Consider the following 17981-nt stretch of genomic DNA (forward strand, 5'->3'; position numbering starts at 1 on the left):
AAATGACTGTTGAAGCATTTGATCCGTCCAGCCAGGTGGTGTCGGTCACCCCCGCGGCGCTGGAGCACTTCCGCCGGCAGCTGACCAAGCAGCCGGGCAAGTCGGTGCGGGTCAGCGTCAAGAAGAGTGGCTGTACCGGTTTCATGTATGTCATCGACATGGTGGAGCAGGGCAGCGAGACGGACCTGCGCTACCAACTGGATGACCAGGTCCAGCTGCTGGTCGACCGCGACAGCCTGGATGTGATCTCCGGCACCGAAATCGACATGGTCACCGAAGGCATCAATCGGCAGATCCGCTTCATTAACCCCAACGTCAAAGACCAGTGCGGTTGCGGCGAAAGCTTCAGTGTGAGTTGAAATGGAAAGACGCATGGTTGTCGCCCGGGCCGATTGCCCGGCGCGACGGGTTCCCGATGGTACGCCGCTGACGATTCCGCAAGACACCTTCGTCACCATCACCCAGGCGCTGGGTGGCAACTACACCGTCACCTACAACGGCCAGATGGTGCGGGTCGACGGTACCGACGCGGAGAAACTGGGCCTCGAGCCGGAGCTGCTGTCGTTCCCCGAGCCGGTAGACGAGCTGATCCGGGAGGAGGACGTCTGGACCGCGCTCAAGACCGTCTACGACCCGGAGATCCCGGTCGACCTGGTCAATCTCGGGCTGATCTACTCAGTCGCCATCGACCAGCAGCGCAAGCATGTGGATATCAGCATGACGCTGACCGCCCCCGGCTGCGGCATGGGTCCGGTGCTGGTCGGTGACGTCGAGTACCGGGTGCGCCTGGTGCCGAACGTCGGTAGCGTGCACGTGGAACTGGTATTCGATCCGCCGTGGAGCCGGGAGATGATGAGCGAAGAAGCCCAACTCGAAACAGGCATGTTTTTCTAGGAATTCTGCATGAGCCAATTCGGCACCGATATCACCACTGACGATATTCTCGAGAGCCTGTCGTTCTTCGACAGCTGGGAAGATCGCTACAAGTACATCATCGACCTGGGTCGTGAACTGCCACCCATGGACGAGCAGCATCGTACCGAGCAGAACTTCGTCCGCGGCTGCCAGAGCCAGGTCTGGCTGACCAGCCGCGAAGAGGGCGGCAAGCTGTACTTCGATGCCGACAGCGACGCCTTCATCGTCAAGGGGCTGCTGGCGGTGGTGCTGGCCGCCTATAACGGCAAGTCGCCCGAAGCGATCCTGGCCTTCGATATCGAGGATTATTTCTCGCGGTTGAATCTGCTGAAGCACTTGAGCGTAACGCGGGGCAATGGCCTGCGTGCTATGGTCAAACGTATCAAGGATACCGCCGAAGCCAGGTAAGTTTCAGACGAACGATAGCCCGTTGCCATTGTTCTCCGTCCGGGATTCGCGGTAGTTTAGCCGCCGAAAAACAAAAGGGACGGTATTCATGCGCGAGATCTGGACCCGGTTGCGAAATGACGCCCACCTGGCGATCATTTCCACCGCCGGTATGCTTGGCCTGATAAGTATTACGCCCTTCGCATTCTATCGGCTGCTGCAGCGGGACTGGTTGGTTGTGGCGGTGGACTCGCTGCTGCTGGCGATAACCTCCTTCGCCTTGTTCATTTCCTGGCGTTACGGCCGTTCGCAGCAGGCTGGCCAGATTCTGGCGGTACTCTACGGCATGGCGGCAGTGGTCATTGCCATTCGCCTGCCGGGCAGTGGCCTGTTCTGGTTCTACTGCGTCATCCTGTTCAGCTATTTCGTGACTTCGCCAGTGCGCAGCACACTGGTCATCTTCGCCTCCCTGGCAACCCTTTGCGGCTATGCCAGCCTGAACCCGGGTGAGGTATTCACCGATCTGCAGCAAATGATCATCTTCGCCACCACCTACGCGGTATCAGCCCTGTTCGCCTTCATGTTCGCCTGGCGCACGGCGCAACAACGGCGGTTGCTGCAGGACCTGGCCAGCAGGGACCCACTCACCGGCGTCGGCAACCGCCGGACGCTGACCAGCGAAATGGACATTGCCCTGGCCAACTACAAACGCCACGGCACCGCCTGCGGCCTGTTGCTGCTGGATCTGGATCACTTCAAACGGATCAACGACCGGGACGGGCATGCTGAAGGTGACCGGGTGCTGGTCGAGTTCGCCTTGCTCACGCGCAATACCAGTCGCCGCACGGATCGCCTGTTCCGCCTGGGCGGAGAAGAGTTCGTCCTCCTGCTACCCAATATCGACCGGGCGGGACTGGAAGCCGCGGCGTGTAATATCGTCAAGACGGTTGCCGCCCATTTGCGCAGCACCGGCGGGCCGGTGACCGTCTCCATCGGCGGCGCGCTGCTGGAAAGCGGGGACGACAGTATCCGCTGGCTGCACAAGGCGGATATCTGCCTGTATCAGGCAAAAAACCAGGGGCGCAATCGTAGCGTCATCCATTCCAGTGAACAGTTTCTGGCAGAACAGACGATTCCCTGACGGTTTTGTGCACAGGCGTCAATAAATACCGCTCCCTGTGGTATCATTTTGCCGTCACCTCAGGGAGCTTTTCTTTCGTGCGACTTCTCAGCCCGAATGTGCAACGGATTTGCCTGTCATTCTGCATCATGGCCGCTGCTGGTATGGCGCTGTTGCCGGCCTCGGCGCTGGCTCTGAGCATGGTGTTCATCAATCCCGGCAAAAGTACCGAACCGTTCTGGGTGATGGCCATCCGCAACATGCAGGCGACTGCCGATAGCCTGGGTATCGAGCTGGAAGTACTCAGCGCCGAGCGCGATTACCTGGCGCAGATCCGCCTGACCCGTGAAGTGGCCGAGCGGCCGCAGGCGCAGCGGCCCGACTATCTGATCGTGGTGGCCGAGAAAGGCACGCTGTTGACGCAACTGCAACTGGCCGACCAGGCCGGTATCGCCACCTTCCTGGCCTTCAATACCGTAGCCGATAGCGACCGCTCCCGCGTCGGCCATCCCCGCGAGCGCTTTCCACTCTGGCTGGGCAGCCTGGCCCCGCTGGCGGAGGAGGGTGGCTATCTCTCGGCCAAAGCGCTGATCGAGCATGCCCTGCGACAACTGCCTGCCGGTGCCACACCGGAGCTGATCGCGCTGGCCGGGGATCGTTCCACTGATACCTCGCTCAAGCGCAACCAGGGGCTGCATCGGGCACTGGCCGAGTTTCCCCAGGTCCGTTTTCGGCAGCTGGTGTATGCCGACTGGTCATACGACAAGGCTGTAGAGCAGGCAGGGTATCTGTTTCGTCGCTACCCCCAGGCACAACTGGTATGGAGCGGCAGCGACCTGCTGGCCTTCGGCGCCATGCAGGCGCTGCATGACAGCAGCGCGGACCGGCAGGTGTTCTTCTCGGGTATCAACGCCACCTCGCAGGCGCTGGAGGCCCTGCTCGACGGCAGGCTGAGCGCCCTGTCCGGTGGGCATCACATGGCCGGCGCCTGGGCCTTGATCATGCTGTATGACCACTACCACGGCCTGGACTTCATCGAGACGACGGGTACCACGGCGCAGGAGTACAGCATGTTCGCCCTGCTGGATCGGCATCGTGCCGAGCAACTGCTGGAACGGCACGCGAAGATGCCGACCATCGACTTCTGCTCGCACAGCCGCGCCTGCAACCCGGCGCGCAGCCAATACGACTTTTCCTTTGCCAGCTGGCTGGAGACCGGGCAATGAGTGGACACGTCAGATTCCGCTCGTTCCGCCAGCGGCTGTTGGTACGCCTCACGCTGTTGGCGTTGATCGCCATGCTGCTGGCCTCGGCCGCCCAGGTTTTCCTGATCGCCAGGGAACAGCGACAACAGCAGGAACAGCTGCTGCATGAGCTGACCTCGACCCAGGTACCCCTGTTGCAGATGGCACTGTGGGATATCGAGATAGGCACACTGCAAAGCCATCTGCAGCGCATCAGCGGCCTGTCGGCCGTGGCCGGGGTGCGCCTGCACTCGGAGACCGGGCTGGACATGGTCGCTGGCGAGTTGCCCGACAAGCGCGAGGCGGACTCGACGCTGATGATTCCCGCACCTCCCGGGTATGCCCAGCAGTTGGGCGAGCTGCAGATATTCTTCCAGCATCAGCACCTGGCCCAGCGCATCCTCGGCGCCATCCTGCAGCGTATTCTCGAACTTTCGCTGTATACCCTGCTGATATTCGTCATCCTGTTTCGAACACTGCACCGGGAAGTGGGCAAACCGCTGCAATTGATCGCGGACTATGCCAGCCGTCTCAAGCCCGAGAAGCATGCAGCTCCGCTGGCCTTGTCACGTGCCGCACGCAACTGGCATGACGAGATCGACCTGGTATGCCGCGGCTTCGATACCCTGCATGCAGGTATACGCCATTACGCCGAGCAGCATGAGCTGGCCATCGAGCAACTGGCCAGTGAGCGCGACAGCCTGGACCACCGGGTCGAGGAGCGCACCTCGGAACTCGCTTACCTGAACGGCTATCTGAAGCTGATTTCCGGCTCCAGTCTCAAGCTGATGCACCTGCACCATACACAATATCCGCAGGCCATGAAGCAGACCCTCAAGCTGCTGGGCTACTATCTGCAGCAGGATGCCAGCGCGCTGCTGGACAACCACAGGTTGCGGGTACACTGGATGAAGCAGGACGATCCCCAGTGGCTCGAACGCCTTGAGCAGCGCTCGGCGGTAGAGCATGAGCCGGGTTGGTCCATCGAGCGGTTGGATGAACGGAGTCTGTTGATCCACTTCAGCAACCCGCAGCACAGCTTCGGCTATGCCGTACGCGGATGCACTTCACAGGCCGTTGCCAGCGATCGCGAGGAGTTACTGCAAGGAGCCGGGCAGTGGCTGTTCAGCCTGCTGCAGCACTGGGACCATGTCATCGGCCTGGAACAGGCCCGCCAGGAATTGCTGGAAATGTCCCGCACCGATCCGCTTACCGGCTTGGCCAACCGGCGTCACTTCGAGCAGCACCAGACCGATGAGTTGCGCCGTGCCCAGCGCATGGGCTACCCGGTCAGTCTGCTGATGCTGGATGTGGATTTCTTCAAGGCGTTCAATGACCTCTACGGGCATACTGAAGGGGATGCCTGCCTGGCGAAACTGGCCGGGTTACTGGATTCGCGCTTCAAGCGCACCGGTGAGATGGCGGCGCGGCTTGGAGGGGAGGAGTTTGCCGTATTGCTGCCGGGCATAGGCCTGGAAGCCGCACGGCAGGCAGCCGAGTCGCTGGGCATGGCGATATACGACCTGCATGTACCCCACGGCGGATCGATCTGGGGCAGGGCGACGGTGAGTATCGGCTGTGCGAGCTGGGCCGGGCAGCCAGTGGCGACTACCGAGGAAATCATCGACGGTCTGATGCGCGACGCCGATGCGGCGCTCTACAGGGCCAAGGACGCGGGCAGGAATCAGGTTGTCGCTGCCCGCGAGGCGGCAGAATTCAGCGACGCGCAATGATCCATACAGCGTGGATGATGCCCGGTATGTAGCCGAACAGCGTCAGCAGGATATTCAGCCAGAAGGCGCCACCCAGGCCGACCTGGAGAAATACACCGAGAGGTGGCAAGAGAATGGCAGCGATAAGGCGAATGATGTCCATATATGCACTCCTGATTCATTGAAAGCATCGGCCCCTGACAGCGCGGGCAGCATCTGTTCTGACCGCTGCGCTAACAGCATGGTTCCGCGGAGGCGCTTTACACCGTCAATACAGATCCCGCCGGTAACGATTCTGCTGTTGCAGCCCTTGCCATTGCTCGGCCGACAGCAGCTGTTGCAGTGCAGCATGGACGGCATTGCCCATGCCGGCCAGGCTGCCGCAGACATGGATGCAGGCGCCGTGGTCGACCCACTGGCGCAGTTGATCGGCCCTGGCGGTCAGGCGATGCTGGACATATTCGGCGTGCTCCTCGGCCCGGGAGAAACAGCGGTCCAGCGTCAGCATCCCCTGCGCTGCCCAGGTCTCCAGCTCTTCAGCCAGCCAGCGATCATGCTGCTGGCAGCGTTCGCCGAAGATCAGCCAGTTGTCCCCGCGCCCCTGGCGCTGGCGCTGCTTGATCAGACCGCGCAGGCCGGCCAGGCCAGTGCCGGCACCGATGAAGATGGTCGGAGCATCCTGCTCGGACAGATGAAACTGCGGATTGGGACGCAGCACGACCTCCACCCTGACACCTGGCTCCGCGTGCTGGCAGAGCCAGCCGGAACCCTGCCCGAGCTGACCATCGTCGCCGATAACCTGGCGCACGATCAGTTCCAGCGCGCCATCCTCGGGCAGGCTGGCAATGGAGTAGGTGCGTCGTAACGCCCCGATATGTACCTGGGCCAGGTCGCCGGCCTGCCATTGCGGCATGTCGGCGACCGGTACCAGGCGTATCAGCCAGGCTGGGGCACCAGGGCTATCGGGGTTGAGCTGCCGCCGCTCGGCCAGCAGCCAGTGCTCGACGGTGTCGGTCGGGTTATCGTCCATCTCGGGCAGGCCGAACAGGCTGTCGACGCGAGCGCGCCATTGCTGCAGGACTTCCGGCTCAAGCTGGTCCACCTCGGTACAGGGTATCGCCGGCTGCGCGCCGGCTGCTCCCAGCCACTGGTCAAGACGCCGGCCGAAGCCGCAGTAGTCACTGTAGTGGCTGTCACCCAACGCCAACACACTGTACTGCAGGTCCTGCAACGCTGGGCGCTGATGCCGAGCCCTGCGCCAGAACAGCGCCGCATTGTCCGGCGCTTCGCCTTCCCCGTAGGTACTGACGACAAACAACGCACGGGTATGACGCCCGAGGTCGTCCAGCGACAGGTCATTGAGCGGCAGCAGCGCCGGCGCCTGGCCATCGTGCCGAGCACTCAGGGCGAGTTGCTCGGCGATCTGCCGGGCAGCGCCGGACTGGCTGGCGTAGGCGATCAGCCAGTCCGCCGCCGCAGAGCTGCCCCGGTGCTGGCGACGCCAGGCCGGGGCCAGGCAGTACCAGCACAGCAGCAGCCAGCCGCCAGTGGCCAACGTCGCATACAACCCACGGGCAGTCAGCGGATCGTTCAACCACGACAGCTCCAGCAGGCTCATCAGGGAGCCATGACTTCAAGCGTGGCGGTATAGGTGGCGCGGCGCTGGTTCAGCGGAGCCTCGAGGCCATCCTCCTGTACCACCTTGGCTTCCAGCCACCAGAAGCCGGACTGCGGCCAGGTGATGGCAACCTTGCCAGCAGCATCGCTGGTCACGCTGATATCGTTCAGCTCATCGCGATGACGGATGCCACCGGGGATGACATTGACCTCGACGCCAGCAGCCGGTTTGCCATCGAGCAGGAAAATGAACTCGGCGGTTTCCTCGGCGAACAGGTCGTTCGGGTGCGTGACCGGCTGCAGTTCAAGACCGCGCCCGGTGGGCTTGAACACCCCGTCGGTGGGATTGCCGGAAGTGATGAACACCTCCATGCGCGACTCCATCTGGCTGATCTGCACATCCTCGGCAGTGGCCGGGATAGCCTGCGCTGCGTCGGCCAGCTCACCCATCCAGCGTTGGTCCTCGCCGTTTTCCTTGTAGCGGGCGAAGTAACGTGGTGCCCCGGCGATCGCCAGCTTGTAGGTACCTTTCTGGCTGAGTTCCACATCGAAGACGCTGCGGTACTTGCCCACATGGCCATTCTGCGCAGCCACTTCGCTGCCATCCGGTGCACTGATCAACAGGCGATTGGCCGGGCGCGGCCGGGCTGGTGCAGCACTGGCGCGCTCCGGCGGCTGGCCAATACCTTCGAGTACCAATGGGTGGTGCTCGAAATAGAACAGGTCGTTGGATATGGCGGCGTCCACGCTGACCCAGGCGCTGTCGCCGGAGACGATGGTGGTCGAGGGCAGCATCCAGGCCCGGTGTGCCTGAGCGGAGAGGGGCAGGGTGACGGCGACGGCCAGCGCCGTCCAGCAGGTGAGTCGTTTGAGCATGGTATTGTTCTCCAGGGTTGCAATGGATGATTCAGGGTTGAATGTTCAGTTGGATCTTGCCCAGTTCGCTGGTGCCGGCAGCCTGATGGCTGACCTGCTCGGTCACCGGCCAGCTGAAGGGGAGGCGGACCAGTTCGCGACCGCCCACTTCCCGGGCAGCCTCGACCAGCAGTTGGTAGTCACCCGGCACGAGTGCTGCCAGCGCCGGGTGGTCATCGGCAAAGCGCAGGCTATGCTGGCCGACCGGGCGGGTAGCGGCGGACAAGCCGTCGATCGGCAGTTCCAGGGCACGCCCACTGCGGCGCCACCACTGGCGCATGTCCTTCAGCCATTTCTCGCCCTCACGGTCGCGCAGTTTGAGGTCGTACCAGACCGACAGGTCGGCGACGTGGCCGTTGGCGTTCTCGATCCAGATCGCCACGTAGGGACGGTGATACTCCGCCACAGCCAGGCGCGGAACCTCGACGGAGACTTCCATCTCGGCGGCGCTGACGGTGGTGATCGCTGTCGCCAGCGACAATAACAACCATTTGTGCATGGGCCTTTCTCCTAATGAATCAGCAACAGGGCAATGAGCAGGGGGATCAGCAGGCCGAGCCCGGTCACCGGCCAGGTGGCCGGTCGGGAGCGGGCCTGGCGCATGAGCAGTAGCAGGCCGGTCAGCGCGAACACTACGCAAACCGCGGCGAATACGTCGATGAACCAACTCCAGGCGGTACCGCTGTGGCGGCCTTTGTGCAGGTCGTTGGCATAGGCGATCCAGCCCCGGTCGGTGGTTTCGAAGAACAGCTCTCCGGACTCCAGGTCCAGCGTCAGCCAGGCGTCGCCGCCGGGCCTGGGCATGCCGACATACAGCTCCGAGTCGGACCATTCCGCGGCCTGCGTTGCGAAGCGCACGCCCAGGCTGTCCTGCAGCCAGTGGTGCAGCGGGTCAGCGAGCACCTGCTGTTCGACAGCCGCCGGCAAGGTTTCCAGCAGTTCCTCCGGCAACTGCAGCTCGACGCTGCGCACCTGCGGTCTGGCCTCGATATCGCCGGCGTGATTGAGCGTGATGCCGGTCACCGCGAACAACAGCATGCCCGCCAGACAGAGTGCCGAGCTGATCCAGTGCCATTGTCGCAGGGTGCCGATCGCCAGGTGTTTCATTGCCTACTCTTGTGGGTCAGGCGGCCCGGGTAGTCCCGGGCCGGGGTTGAGGGTCAGAACCGGTAGTTGGCTGACAGCCAGAAGCTGCGTGCCTTCTCGGTCACGTTGTAGTCATTCGAGCAGGACCAGCTGTCGTGCGCACCCAGATCGTCATAGGTCGGCTCACAGTTGCGGCCGGCCATGTTCTTGTCCAGCAGGTTGTTGACCCGACCATGCAGGGTCAGATCATCGCTGGCCTGGAAGCGCATGCCCAGGTGGTAGAGCTCATAGGACTTGTAGTACAGCTTGCGGGTGACCGGCTGCGGCCCGGCGCTGGTCGCGGTGCCGCGATAGCGCTCATCACGCAGCTCGGCAATCAACGACAGGTTCAGGCGCGGCAATACATCCCAGCTGAGCGTGCTGTTGAGCATGTGCTCGGGGGTGTTGACCAGCGGCAGGCCTTTTTGCCGACCGCTTTTCTGCTCGCTGTCGGTATAGGTGTAGTTGCCGCTCAGGCTCAGCGTCGGGATGATTTCCCAGCGCGCTGCCAGCTCGATACCTTTGGTCTCGACCTTGTCCACGTTGGTACTTTGGCTGAAGCTGTTGTAGCCCAGCTCGGCCCAACCTGGGCCGACATCCACGCAGCCCGAGGTCAGATACTTCACACCACTGGCGTTGTAACAGTTGGGAACGGCGTCGGCCGTGGCGATCTTGTCCTTGAAGTCATTGAAGAACAGCGTAGCGTTGGCGTTGAAGTTGCTCAGGTTGTCGTAATAGACCGCGACTTCATAGTTGGTACTGGTTTCCGGTTTCAGGTCGGGCGAGCCGGCCATGGGGCTGACGCCCTGGCCACCAAAACCGACGATACCGGGGAACAGCTGGTTGGGCTTGGGTGTCTTGTAGCCGGTACTGACACCACCTTTGAGCGTCCAGTTGTCCGTTGTCCGCCAGGTAAGGTAGGCACGCGGGCTGACTTCGGAGCCGAAGATGTTGTGGTCGTCGTAACGTGCGCCGTAGGTGAAGGTCAGGCTCTCGGTGAGATCCCAGTTATCCTCGGCGAACAGCGCCCATTGTTTGTGATCCTGGGTCTTGCCGGACTGGAAACCGGCGCCGTCCATGCCGAACACACCGTCTTCCATCTCGGCGAAGAAGTACTGGCCGCCGATGGTGAAGTGGTGGTTGCCGATCGAGCTGGCCAGCTTGGTATCGAAGATGGTGTTGCGAATCTCCAGCTCGCGCCGATCACGCGGCAGGAAGGCACTGCCCAACTGGGCGCGCAGCTCGTCGGTCAGTACCGGTGAGGTGACGCCCTGGTCTGCCGCGGCCTGATCCCAGATGGCCTGCAGGTCGCTGCGCTCCTGCACGGTCAACGGCAGGGAGCGTCCCAGGTTGTTGCTGGTGCTGCGGGTCAGGCTGGTGGTACTGGTGCCGAAGTTCCAGCGCCCGGTATGGGCCAGGACGAATTGCTCACGCTCCACCCGTTGATACTCCGAGTAACCAACCCGCGGCTGGATGATCCCACGGCTGGCCCGCCAGAGACTCTCAACGGAGTCCAGTGTGCCGGTCTGGCCCTCGGTATTGTCGTAACGTTGCTTGGCGACGTCGTATTCGAACTGGAAGTCATGGTCCTCCAGCGGCGTGAGGTTCAGGGTAAAGCCGGCGTTCCAGTTCTTGGCGGCGACGATTTTCTTGTCACCGAAGCTGCCAGTGTCTTCAAAGAGGCTGCCGTCACCATTGACCAGGGTGCCTACGCTATAACCCGGATCACTCTGCTCGCGATCGTACAGGCTGGCACGCAGCCCGAGGCCGAGCAGACCCTTGATCAGCGGACCGCTGGCGAACACATCGGTCTTGCGGTCGTCACCAAACTGCGAATCCTCCTGGAATGTCAGCCCGTGACTGATGGAGCCGCCCCAGTTGTCCTGTACCTTGCGGGTGATGATGTTGATCACTCCACCCATGGCATCGGCACCGTACAGGGTGGACATCGGTCCGCGGATCACCTCGATGCGTTCGATCGCGTCCATCGATGGCATGTACATGAACTGGCTGTTGCCGAAGTTGTTCGGCCCGATATCACCGATGTCGCTCTGCCGGCGACCATCGATCAGTACCAGGGTGTAGTCCTTCGGCAGGCCGCGCATGGTGATGCTGATATTGCCGTTCTTGTCCAGATCGGCACCCACATCGACACCTTCGACGTCGCGTAATGCGTCGGCGAGCCCTGCGTAGGGTCTACTCTGCAGCTGCTCGCGACTGATCACGCTGATACTGGCTGGGGCGTCGGTGAGTTTCTGTTCGAAACCGGTGGCCGATACGACGGTGACGTCCGGCAGCTGCACCGGATTTTCATTGGCCAATGCAATACAGCTCGCCAGCAGCGCCATGCCGCCTATGAGCTGGGAGGGTAGGGAGGTGTTGATCGACAAGGTAGCGCTCCTTCTATGCTCTTTTTGGAAACTCCAGTGTGATCATCACGCTAATCTAAATCGTTATCATTATTGTTGGCGGGCAGAAGTATAAAGAGTCGGCGACAAAAGCGCCATACTCTTTGGCTGATTGAGGAGGAAATATTTATCGGTCAGAAGAGGAGATAAAAAATACCCCGGAAAAAGTCTGGGGTATTTGGAGAAACGGAATATCAGAAGTCGACTGTGGCAGAGAGCCAGAGACGGCGGCCTTCTTCCAATGTTCCTGTAGTGGACTGGGCTGAATGCGTATAGTGCGATGCCCATCCGGTGTTCGTACCAGCACCAGTCGTATATTGGTAGATACCGCCGTCCAGGAAGTCCTTGTCGAACAGGTTGTAGATAGTGGCATTTAGAGTGACATTATCCGAGGCGCGGAATGACCCACCCAGATGAAACACTTCATAAGCCTTGAGATCACCCACCTGGCTCTGGACAGCCTGATTTTCCTGACTCAGGTTCTGATACAGGTTGGTAAAGCGGTCACGCTTACCACGATATTCCCCTTTGAACCAAAGTTCCAGGCGATCACTTGCACTCCAGTTCAGACTGGCGTTGAGCATGTGCTTGGGAGTATTGGTGAACGCCGCCCCCTTGTCTGCACCACTCTTTTGCTCGCTGTCGGTGTAAGTGTAGTTTGCATTCAACTTCCAGGCCGGGGCGAACTGCCAGCCACCAGCCAACTCGATCCCTTTGGTGACAGCCTCGTCTACGTTGATCAAAGGTGAGCAGCCCGGGTTGGGAGTACCGTTGGTAGTCTCGTTACCGAGGCACAACGGATGGTCGATAATCAGCGGTCCGCTGGCGATCTTGTCCTTGAACTTATTGTGGAACAGAGTGGCGTTGGCATTAAAGCCCGCCAGGTTGTCGTAATAAACGCCGAACTCGGTATTGGTGCTGGTCTCCGGGTCAAGGTCCGGATTACCTACGGTTACCGCACGCCCTTGGGCGGTAATACCATTGATACCGTTATGCAGGTCATTCAGGTCCGGCGTCTTGTAGCCTCGGCTGACACCACCTTTCAGTGTCCAGCTGTCGGTCGCGTTCCACACCAGGTAAGCCCGCGGGCTGACGTTCCCACCAAAACTTTCGTGATCGTCGTAACGCACTCCCAAAGTCAGCGCAAGATCATCACGCAGGCGCCATTCGTCCTCCGAGAACAGCGCCCAGGAGGTCTGCTCGAAATCGGTGCCGGCAATATCATCGGTCATTTCAGCCTTCCACCACTGGCCACCGACAGTGAGAATATGCGCATCACCAACTGGGGCAACCAGCTTGCTGTCCAGGACCAGATTGGTCGTTTCCAGCTTGCGATCATCACCGACTGTCGCCCAAGGCGCCGCCGGCAGGGGAGTTCCGATATCACCGCCAGCGCTGCGGCCAGGGATGGTACGCCCAAGGGTCTCGGTGGTGTTATGCATCAGACTGCTGTCCAGCACCCCGAAGCCCAACCGACCAGTATGGGTAAGCGCGACCTGCTCGCGCTCGAAGCGCAGCTCGTCCTTATACCCATGGGCGGTAGGCGCATCCGCTGCGCACCCACCGGTTGCACTGCCGGTGGCCTTGCCGTCCAGATTACCCAACTGACAGTCATCATTGTCGTAGACCTGGCGGCCACGCTCAAAGTCCAGGGCAAAATCATGGTTTTCATGCGGAGTGAGGGTGAGGCGGGCGCCAACCGTGTTGTTACGGCCTTCAACCGGCGCTGCACCACGCTTGCTGACGGTGCTGTCGTTATCGAAACTCAGATCCGAGGCGCTGCGGTCATACAGGCTGCCGCGTACTGCCAACCCCATCAGCCCCTCAATCAAAGGGCCACTGGCATACAGACTGACCTTGCTGGCATCGCCATAATCACGGTTTTCCTGGAAGGTATGATCCAGGCTGATCGAACCAGCCCACTCGCTGGAGACTTTCTTGGTAATGATGTTGACCACACCACCCATGGCGTCGGAGCCGTAGAGAGTGGACATTGGGCCGCGGATTACCTCGATACGCTCAATGGCAGACATCGGCGGCATGAAGCTGGTGGAGGTTTCGTTGAAGCCGTTGGGAGTCACATTGCCAGCCGCGTTCTGGCGACGACCGTCAATCAGGATCAGCGTATATTGGCTCGGCATACCGCGGATGCTGATATTCAAACCACCGGTCTTGCCTGTACCTTGTCGAACATCGATGCCTTCCACATCTTCCAGCGCCTGGGCCAGGTTGCCGTAGCGTTTGCGTTGCAGATCTTCCTGACTGATAACGCTGATACTGGCCGGCGCATCGGTGATCTTCTGCTCGAAGCCGGAAGCGGTAACGACGGTATCCGCCAATCGAACCGATTCCTGGTTGGCCATTGCTACGCTGGTGGCCAACAGGGCCAGGGTGCCGGCAACAGTCCGGTGGACGGTCAGGGCAGGGTGGTTCCGCGACATGTATTGCTCCTTTTCCACGCATTGCCCTTTACAGATGCCAATGCGTGGTCCAATTGTTAGTATTCGCCATTGATAACAATTATCATTGTTCGCGGAATGGTACAGAGCGGTCGGAAAAGTTCAACGCAAACCCAGCAGCGGCGCGGGAAAATGTTTTGCAAATTATGTAAAGAGGGGCCGCCGGCAGCCATGCCGCCCTGGCGGGCGGCGTAAGCTCACTTGAGCCGGCGCTCGATTCCCATGTGCACCAGGATCTTGGCGGAGATTTCCTCTACCGAGAAATGCGTCGAGTTGATGTGCGGGATGTTCTCGCGGCGGAACAGGTTCTCCACCTCGCGAATCTCGAACTCGCACTGGGCGAAACTGGCGTAGCGGCTGTTGGGGCGACGTTCATTGCGGATGCTGGCCAGGCGTTCGGCATCGATGGTCAGGCCGAACAGCTTGTGCTTGTGCGGTTTGAGCGCAACGGGCAGTTGCAGGCTTTCCATGTCATCGTCGGTCAGCGGGTAGTTGGCCGCACGAATGCCATATTGCAGTGCCATATAAAGGCAGGAGGGCGTTTTGCCGCAGCGGGAGACACCGACCAGGATGATATCCGCCTCCTTGTAGTGGTGGGTGCGGGCGCCATCGTCGTTGTCCATGGCGAAATGCACCGCCTCTATACGGTCCTGGTAGTTGCTGTTGTGCTGGATGGAATGGGATTTGCCAACCGAATATGACGAGCCGGCACCCAGCTCCTGCTCCAGCGGGGCAAGGAAAGTGGAGAAGATATCGATGATGTAACCCTGGGACTGGGTCAGCTCCTGATGGATGTCGCGATTGACCACCGTTTCGAAAATGATCGGTGGCTGACCATCTGCCTCGGCAGCGGCATTGATTTGTTGTACCATGTCCCGCGCTTTTTCCACGGTATCCACATAGGGCCGCAGCAGCTTGCTGAACTGGATGTTCTCGAATTGAGAGAGCAGGCTCTGGCCAAGCGTCTCGGCAGTGATACCGGTACCATCGGAAATGAAAAAAGCAGTGCGTTTCATGCGCGAAGCCTTAAAATATCGGAATTTTACTGAGGGCGGTGATCCTGCCCCTTTATTTGAGTAAGCGTCGAAGTGGCATTGTCGCGTATTTGTGACTTGCAGACCAGACGGCAAAGCCGGCGCTGCCTCCCTATTCATTGATTGACGGAGAGATCACCTTGCTAGAGTACGTAGTGTCCTTTGAGCAACTGGGTGTTGGAGATGTTGAGCGTGTCGGCGGCAAGAACGCCTCGCTTGGCGAAATGATCAGCAATCTGGCCGGTGCCGGCGTATCCGTACCGGGTGGTTTTGCCACCACAGCTGATGCGTATCGCGAATTTCTCGAACAGAGTGGTCTCAATGACCGTATCAATGCCGCGCTGGACGCGCTGGATGTGGATGATGTGAACGCCCTGGCCCGTACCGGCGCGCAGATCCGCCAGTGGGTGATGGACGCGGAATTCCCCGCTGCTCTGGACCAGGCCATTCGCGACGCGTTCGCCGATCTGTCCGCTGGCAACGACAACCTGGCAGTGGCCGTGCGTTCCTCCGCTACCGCCGAAGACCTGCCCGATGCCTCCTTCGCCGGCCAGCAGGAAACCTTCCTCAATATCCGTGGCGTGGACAACGTGATCCGCGCAACCAAGGAAGTATTCGCCTCCCTGTTCAATGACCGGGCCATTTCCTACCGCGTCCACCAGGGCTTCGACCACAAGCTGGTTGCCCTGTCCGCGGGTGTGCAGCGCATGGTGCGCTCCGAAACCGGTACCGCCGGGGTGATGTTCACCCTGGACACCGAGTCCGGTTTCCGTGACGTGGTGTTCATCACTGGTGCCTACGGCCTTGGCGAGACCGTGGTACAGGGCGCGGTCAACCCCGACGAGTTCTATGTACACAAGCCGACCCTGGAAGCCGGTCGTCCGTCGATCCTGCGTCGCAACCTCGGTAGCAAGGCGATCAAGATGATCTATGGCGAAGAGGCCTCCGCAGGTCGCTCGGTCAAGACCGTTGATGTCGATGCCGCAGAACGTGCACGCTTCTGCCTGAGCGATGAGGAAGTGGTCAACCTGGCTCGCCAGGCGGTGATCATCGAGAAACACTATGGCTGCCCGATGGACATCGAGTGGGCCAAGGATGGTGACGACAACCAGCTGTACATCGTCCAGGCTCGCCCCGAGACGGTGAAGAGCCGCAGTAACGTCAACGTCATGGAGCGCTACCTGCTCAAGGACAAGGGCACGGTACTGGTCGAGGGTCGCGCCATCGGCCAGCGTATCGGCGCCGGTCCGGTCAAGGTGATCCGCGACGTATCCGAAATGGACAAGGTACAGCCAGGCGACGTACTGGTATCGGACATGACCGACCCCGACTGGGAGCCGGTGATGAAGCGCGCCAGTGCCATCGTCACCAACCGCGGCGGGCGTACCTGTCACGCGGCGATCATCGCTCGCGAGCTGGGTATTCCGGCGGTAGTCGGCTGCGGCAACGCCACCAGCGAGCTGAGCGATGGTCAGGAAGTCACGGTTTCCTGCGCCGAAGGGGATACCGGCATGATCTATGCCGGCCGCCTGGAGTTCGACATTCGTACCAATAGCGTTGATGCCATGCCGCCACTGCCGTTCAAGATCATGATGAACGTCGGTAACCCGGACCGCGCCTTCGACTTTGCCAACCTGCCCAACGAAGGTGTTGGTCTGGCACGTCTGGAGTTCATCATCAACCGCATGATCGGTGTACACCCCAAGGCGCTGCTGAATTTCGACGGCCTGCCGTCGGAGGTCAAGGACAGCGTCGAGAAGCGTATTGCCGGCTATGGTGACCCGGTCGACTTCTATGTCGACAAGCTGGTCGAGGGTGTCAGCACCCTGGCGGCGGCGTTCTGGCCGAAGAAGGTTATCGTCCGCCTGTCCGACTTCAAGTCCAACGAATACGCCAACCTCATCGGCGGTCGTCTGTACGAGCCGGAGGAAGAGAACCCGATGCTGGGCTTCCGCGGTGCGTCGCGCTACATCAGCGAATCCTTCCGTGACTGCTTCGAACTCGAATGCCGGGCAATGAAGCGGGTACGTGACGAGATGGGCCTGACCAACGTGGAAATCATGGTGCCCTTCGTGCGTACTGTCGGTGAAGCGTCCCAGGTGGTCGAGCTGCTGGCGGAAAACGGTCTCAAACGTGGCGAGAACGGCCTGCGCCTGATCATGATGTGCGAGCTGCCGGCCAACGCTCTGCTGGCCGAGGAGTTCCTCGAGCATTTCGACGGCTTCTCCATCGGCTCCAACGACCTGACTCAGCTGACCCTGGGCCTGGACCGCGACTCCGGCATCATTGCGCACCTGTTCGACGAGCGCAACGCCGCGGTCAAGAAGCTGCTGGCCAATGCCATCGCCGCCTGCCGCAAGGCCGACAAGTACATCGGTATCTGTGGACAGGGCCCGTCGGATCATCCGGACCTGGCACGCTGGCTGATGGAGCAGGGCATCGAGAGCGTTTCGCTCAACCCTGATTCGGTAATGGATACCTGGTTCTTCCTCGCGGAAAACAATGGCTGATCAGCCCGGGAGCATGACGATGTATATAACTCCAGACCTGTGTGACGCCTACCCCGATGTTGCTGTTGTCGAGCCGATGTTCAGCAACTTCGGCGGGCATGACTCCTTCGGTGGCGAAATCGTCACGGTCAAGTGTTTCGAAGACAACTCGGTGGTCAAGGACCTTGTTGCCCAGGACGGTACCGGCAAGGTCATGGTGGTGGATGCCGGTGGCTCCCTGCGTTGCGCGATGCTGGGCGACATGCTGGCGGAAAAGGCCGCGAAGAGTGGCTGGCAGGGTATCATCATGTACGGATGCGTGCGTGATGTGGATGTTCTGATCCAGACTCCCCTGGGTATCCAGGCGCTGGCGAGCCATCCGATGAAGAGCAATAAGCGCGGTATCGGTGAGCTCAACGTGCCAGTCACCTTCGGCGGTGTCACCTTCCGCCCGGGCGAGTATCTGTATGCCGACAACAACGGCATCATCGTCTCGCCGGTGGCGCTGAAGATGCCTGAGTAAACAGGCAGCTCCCAGGGAACGCGCCGGTCAGGT

At 60.8% G+C, this 17981-nt stretch carries 16 protein-coding genes; 8 read left to right on the top strand and 8 right to left on the bottom strand.

Annotated elements, in window-relative coordinates; all coding sequences use genetic code 11:
* Positions 1–2: 2 nt before the first annotated feature.
* The 6 genes from H6X51_RS12670 to H6X51_RS12695 all read left to right on the top strand — a co-directional run bounded on the left by H6X51_RS12670 (position 3) and on the right by H6X51_RS12695 (position 5399).
* Complete coding sequence (locus H6X51_RS12670; RefSeq protein WP_185267854.1) at positions 3–359, top strand: HesB/IscA family protein; 357 nt, start codon at positions 3–5, stop codon at positions 357–359.
* A gap of 13 nt (positions 360–372) precedes the next feature.
* Positions 373–894: a putative Fe-S cluster assembly protein SufT gene (sufT, locus tag H6X51_RS12675; RefSeq protein ID WP_185267855.1), complete on the top strand. Its 522-nt coding sequence runs from the start codon at positions 373–375 to the stop codon at positions 892–894.
* A gap of 9 nt (positions 895–903) precedes the next feature.
* Positions 904–1323, top strand: coding sequence for a SufE family protein (locus H6X51_RS12680; protein WP_185267856.1), 420 nt, complete (start codon positions 904–906; stop codon positions 1321–1323).
* Between the two features lie 88 nt (positions 1324–1411).
* A complete protein-coding gene (locus H6X51_RS12685; RefSeq protein ID WP_185267857.1) occupies positions 1412–2443 on the top strand; it encodes a GGDEF domain-containing protein in 1032 nt (343 codons plus the stop codon).
* 77 nt (positions 2444–2520) lie between these two features.
* Positions 2521–3648, top strand: coding sequence for an ABC transporter substrate-binding protein (locus tag H6X51_RS12690; protein WP_185267858.1), 1128 nt, complete (start codon positions 2521–2523; stop codon positions 3646–3648).
* Positions 3645–5399 carry a GGDEF domain-containing protein gene (locus H6X51_RS12695; protein WP_185267859.1) on the top strand — a complete coding sequence of 585 codons (1755 nt, stop codon included), beginning with the start codon at positions 3645–3647 and terminating at the stop codon, positions 5397–5399. The genes H6X51_RS12690 and H6X51_RS12695 overlap by 4 nt, the downstream gene beginning before the upstream one ends.
* Here H6X51_RS12695 and H6X51_RS12700 read toward each other — a convergent pair.
* The 8 genes from H6X51_RS12700 to ppsR all read right to left on the bottom strand — a co-directional run bounded on the left by H6X51_RS12700 (position 5383) and on the right by ppsR (position 14918).
* On the bottom strand, positions 5383–5541 hold the full coding sequence (locus tag H6X51_RS12700) for a YqaE/Pmp3 family membrane protein (RefSeq protein WP_185267860.1): 159 nt from the start codon (positions 5539–5541) through the stop codon (positions 5383–5385). The two genes, H6X51_RS12695 and H6X51_RS12700, sit on opposite strands and share 17 nt — an antisense overlap.
* A gap of 105 nt (positions 5542–5646) precedes the next feature.
* The gene (locus tag H6X51_RS12705; protein ID WP_185267861.1) at positions 5647–6996 is read right to left on the bottom strand and encodes a sulfite reductase subunit alpha; all 1350 of its coding nucleotides are present in this window, start codon (positions 6994–6996) and stop codon (positions 5647–5649) included.
* On the bottom strand, positions 6996–7871 hold the full coding sequence (locus tag H6X51_RS12710) for a DUF4198 domain-containing protein (RefSeq protein WP_185267862.1): 876 nt from the start codon (positions 7869–7871) through the stop codon (positions 6996–6998). The genes H6X51_RS12705 and H6X51_RS12710 overlap by 1 nt, the downstream gene beginning before the upstream one ends.
* A 31-nt stretch (positions 7872–7902) precedes the next feature.
* Positions 7903–8409 (bottom strand): DUF2271 domain-containing protein, encoded by a 507-nt coding sequence (locus H6X51_RS12715; protein WP_185267863.1) that lies wholly within the window; start codon positions 8407–8409, stop codon positions 7903–7905.
* 11 nt (positions 8410–8420) lie between these two features.
* A complete protein-coding gene (locus H6X51_RS12720; protein ID WP_185267864.1) occupies positions 8421–9017 on the bottom strand; it encodes a PepSY-associated TM helix domain-containing protein in 597 nt (198 codons plus the stop codon).
* A gap of 53 nt (positions 9018–9070) precedes the next feature.
* Positions 9071–11425 carry a TonB-dependent receptor domain-containing protein gene (locus tag H6X51_RS12725; RefSeq protein WP_235991333.1) on the bottom strand — a complete coding sequence of 785 codons (2355 nt, stop codon included), beginning with the start codon at positions 11423–11425 and terminating at the stop codon, positions 9071–9073.
* Positions 11426–11637: 212 nt separating this feature from the next.
* A complete protein-coding gene (locus H6X51_RS12730; protein WP_407925970.1) occupies positions 11638–13806 on the bottom strand; it encodes a TonB-dependent receptor domain-containing protein in 2169 nt (722 codons plus the stop codon).
* A 293-nt stretch (positions 13807–14099) separates the two neighbouring features.
* On the bottom strand, positions 14100–14918 hold the full coding sequence (gene ppsR, locus H6X51_RS12735; RefSeq protein WP_185267866.1) for a posphoenolpyruvate synthetase regulatory kinase/phosphorylase PpsR: 819 nt from the start codon (positions 14916–14918) through the stop codon (positions 14100–14102).
* Between the two features lie 158 nt (positions 14919–15076).
* On the opposite strand from ppsR, the gene ppsA reads away from it, so the two are divergent.
* Complete coding sequence (gene ppsA / locus H6X51_RS12740) at positions 15077–17446, top strand: phosphoenolpyruvate synthase (RefSeq protein ID WP_185267867.1); 2370 nt, start codon at positions 15077–15079, stop codon at positions 17444–17446.
* Between the two features lie 13 nt (positions 17447–17459).
* Positions 17460–17948: a ribonuclease E activity regulator RraA gene (gene rraA / locus H6X51_RS12745; protein ID WP_185267868.1), complete on the top strand. Its 489-nt coding sequence runs from the start codon at positions 17460–17462 to the stop codon at positions 17946–17948.
* Positions 17949–17981: the final 33 nt, after the last annotated feature.

The organism is Halopseudomonas xiamenensis (assembly GCF_014219065.1).
Taxonomy (GTDB): Bacteria; Pseudomonadota; Gammaproteobacteria; order Pseudomonadales; family Pseudomonadaceae; genus Halopseudomonas; species Halopseudomonas xiamenensis.

Coding starts and splice junctions, on each gene's coding strand:
- H6X51_RS12720 (WP_185267864.1), bottom strand. CDS start 9,017: ATGAAACACCTGGCGATCGGCACCCTGCGACAATGGCACTGGATCAGC.
- sufT (WP_185267855.1), top strand. CDS start 373: ATGGTTGTCGCCCGGGCCGATTGCCCGGCGCGACGGGTTCCCGATGGT.
- rraA (WP_185267868.1), top strand. CDS start 17,460: ATGACGATGTATATAACTCCAGACCTGTGTGACGCCTACCCCGATGTT.
- H6X51_RS12710 (WP_185267862.1), bottom strand. CDS start 7,871: ATGCTCAAACGACTCACCTGCTGGACGGCGCTGGCCGTCGCCGTCACC.
- H6X51_RS12715 (WP_185267863.1), bottom strand. CDS start 8,409: ATGCACAAATGGTTGTTATTGTCGCTGGCGACAGCGATCACCACCGTC.
- ppsR (WP_185267866.1), bottom strand. CDS start 14,918: ATGAAACGCACTGCTTTTTTCATTTCCGATGGTACCGGTATCACTGCC.
- H6X51_RS12700 (WP_185267860.1), bottom strand. CDS start 5,541: ATGGACATCATTCGCCTTATCGCTGCCATTCTCTTGCCACCTCTCGGT.
- H6X51_RS12705 (WP_185267861.1), bottom strand. CDS start 6,996: ATGAGCCTGCTGGAGCTGTCGTGGTTGAACGATCCGCTGACTGCCCGT.
- H6X51_RS12695 (WP_185267859.1), top strand. CDS start 3,645: ATGAGTGGACACGTCAGATTCCGCTCGTTCCGCCAGCGGCTGTTGGTA.
- H6X51_RS12670 (WP_185267854.1), top strand. CDS start 3: ATGACTGTTGAAGCATTTGATCCGTCCAGCCAGGTGGTGTCGGTCACC.
- H6X51_RS12685 (WP_185267857.1), top strand. CDS start 1,412: ATGCGCGAGATCTGGACCCGGTTGCGAAATGACGCCCACCTGGCGATC.
- H6X51_RS12680 (WP_185267856.1), top strand. CDS start 904: ATGAGCCAATTCGGCACCGATATCACCACTGACGATATTCTCGAGAGC.
- H6X51_RS12730 (WP_407925970.1), bottom strand. CDS start 13,806: ATGGCCAACCAGGAATCGGTTCGATTGGCGGATACCGTCGTTACCGCT.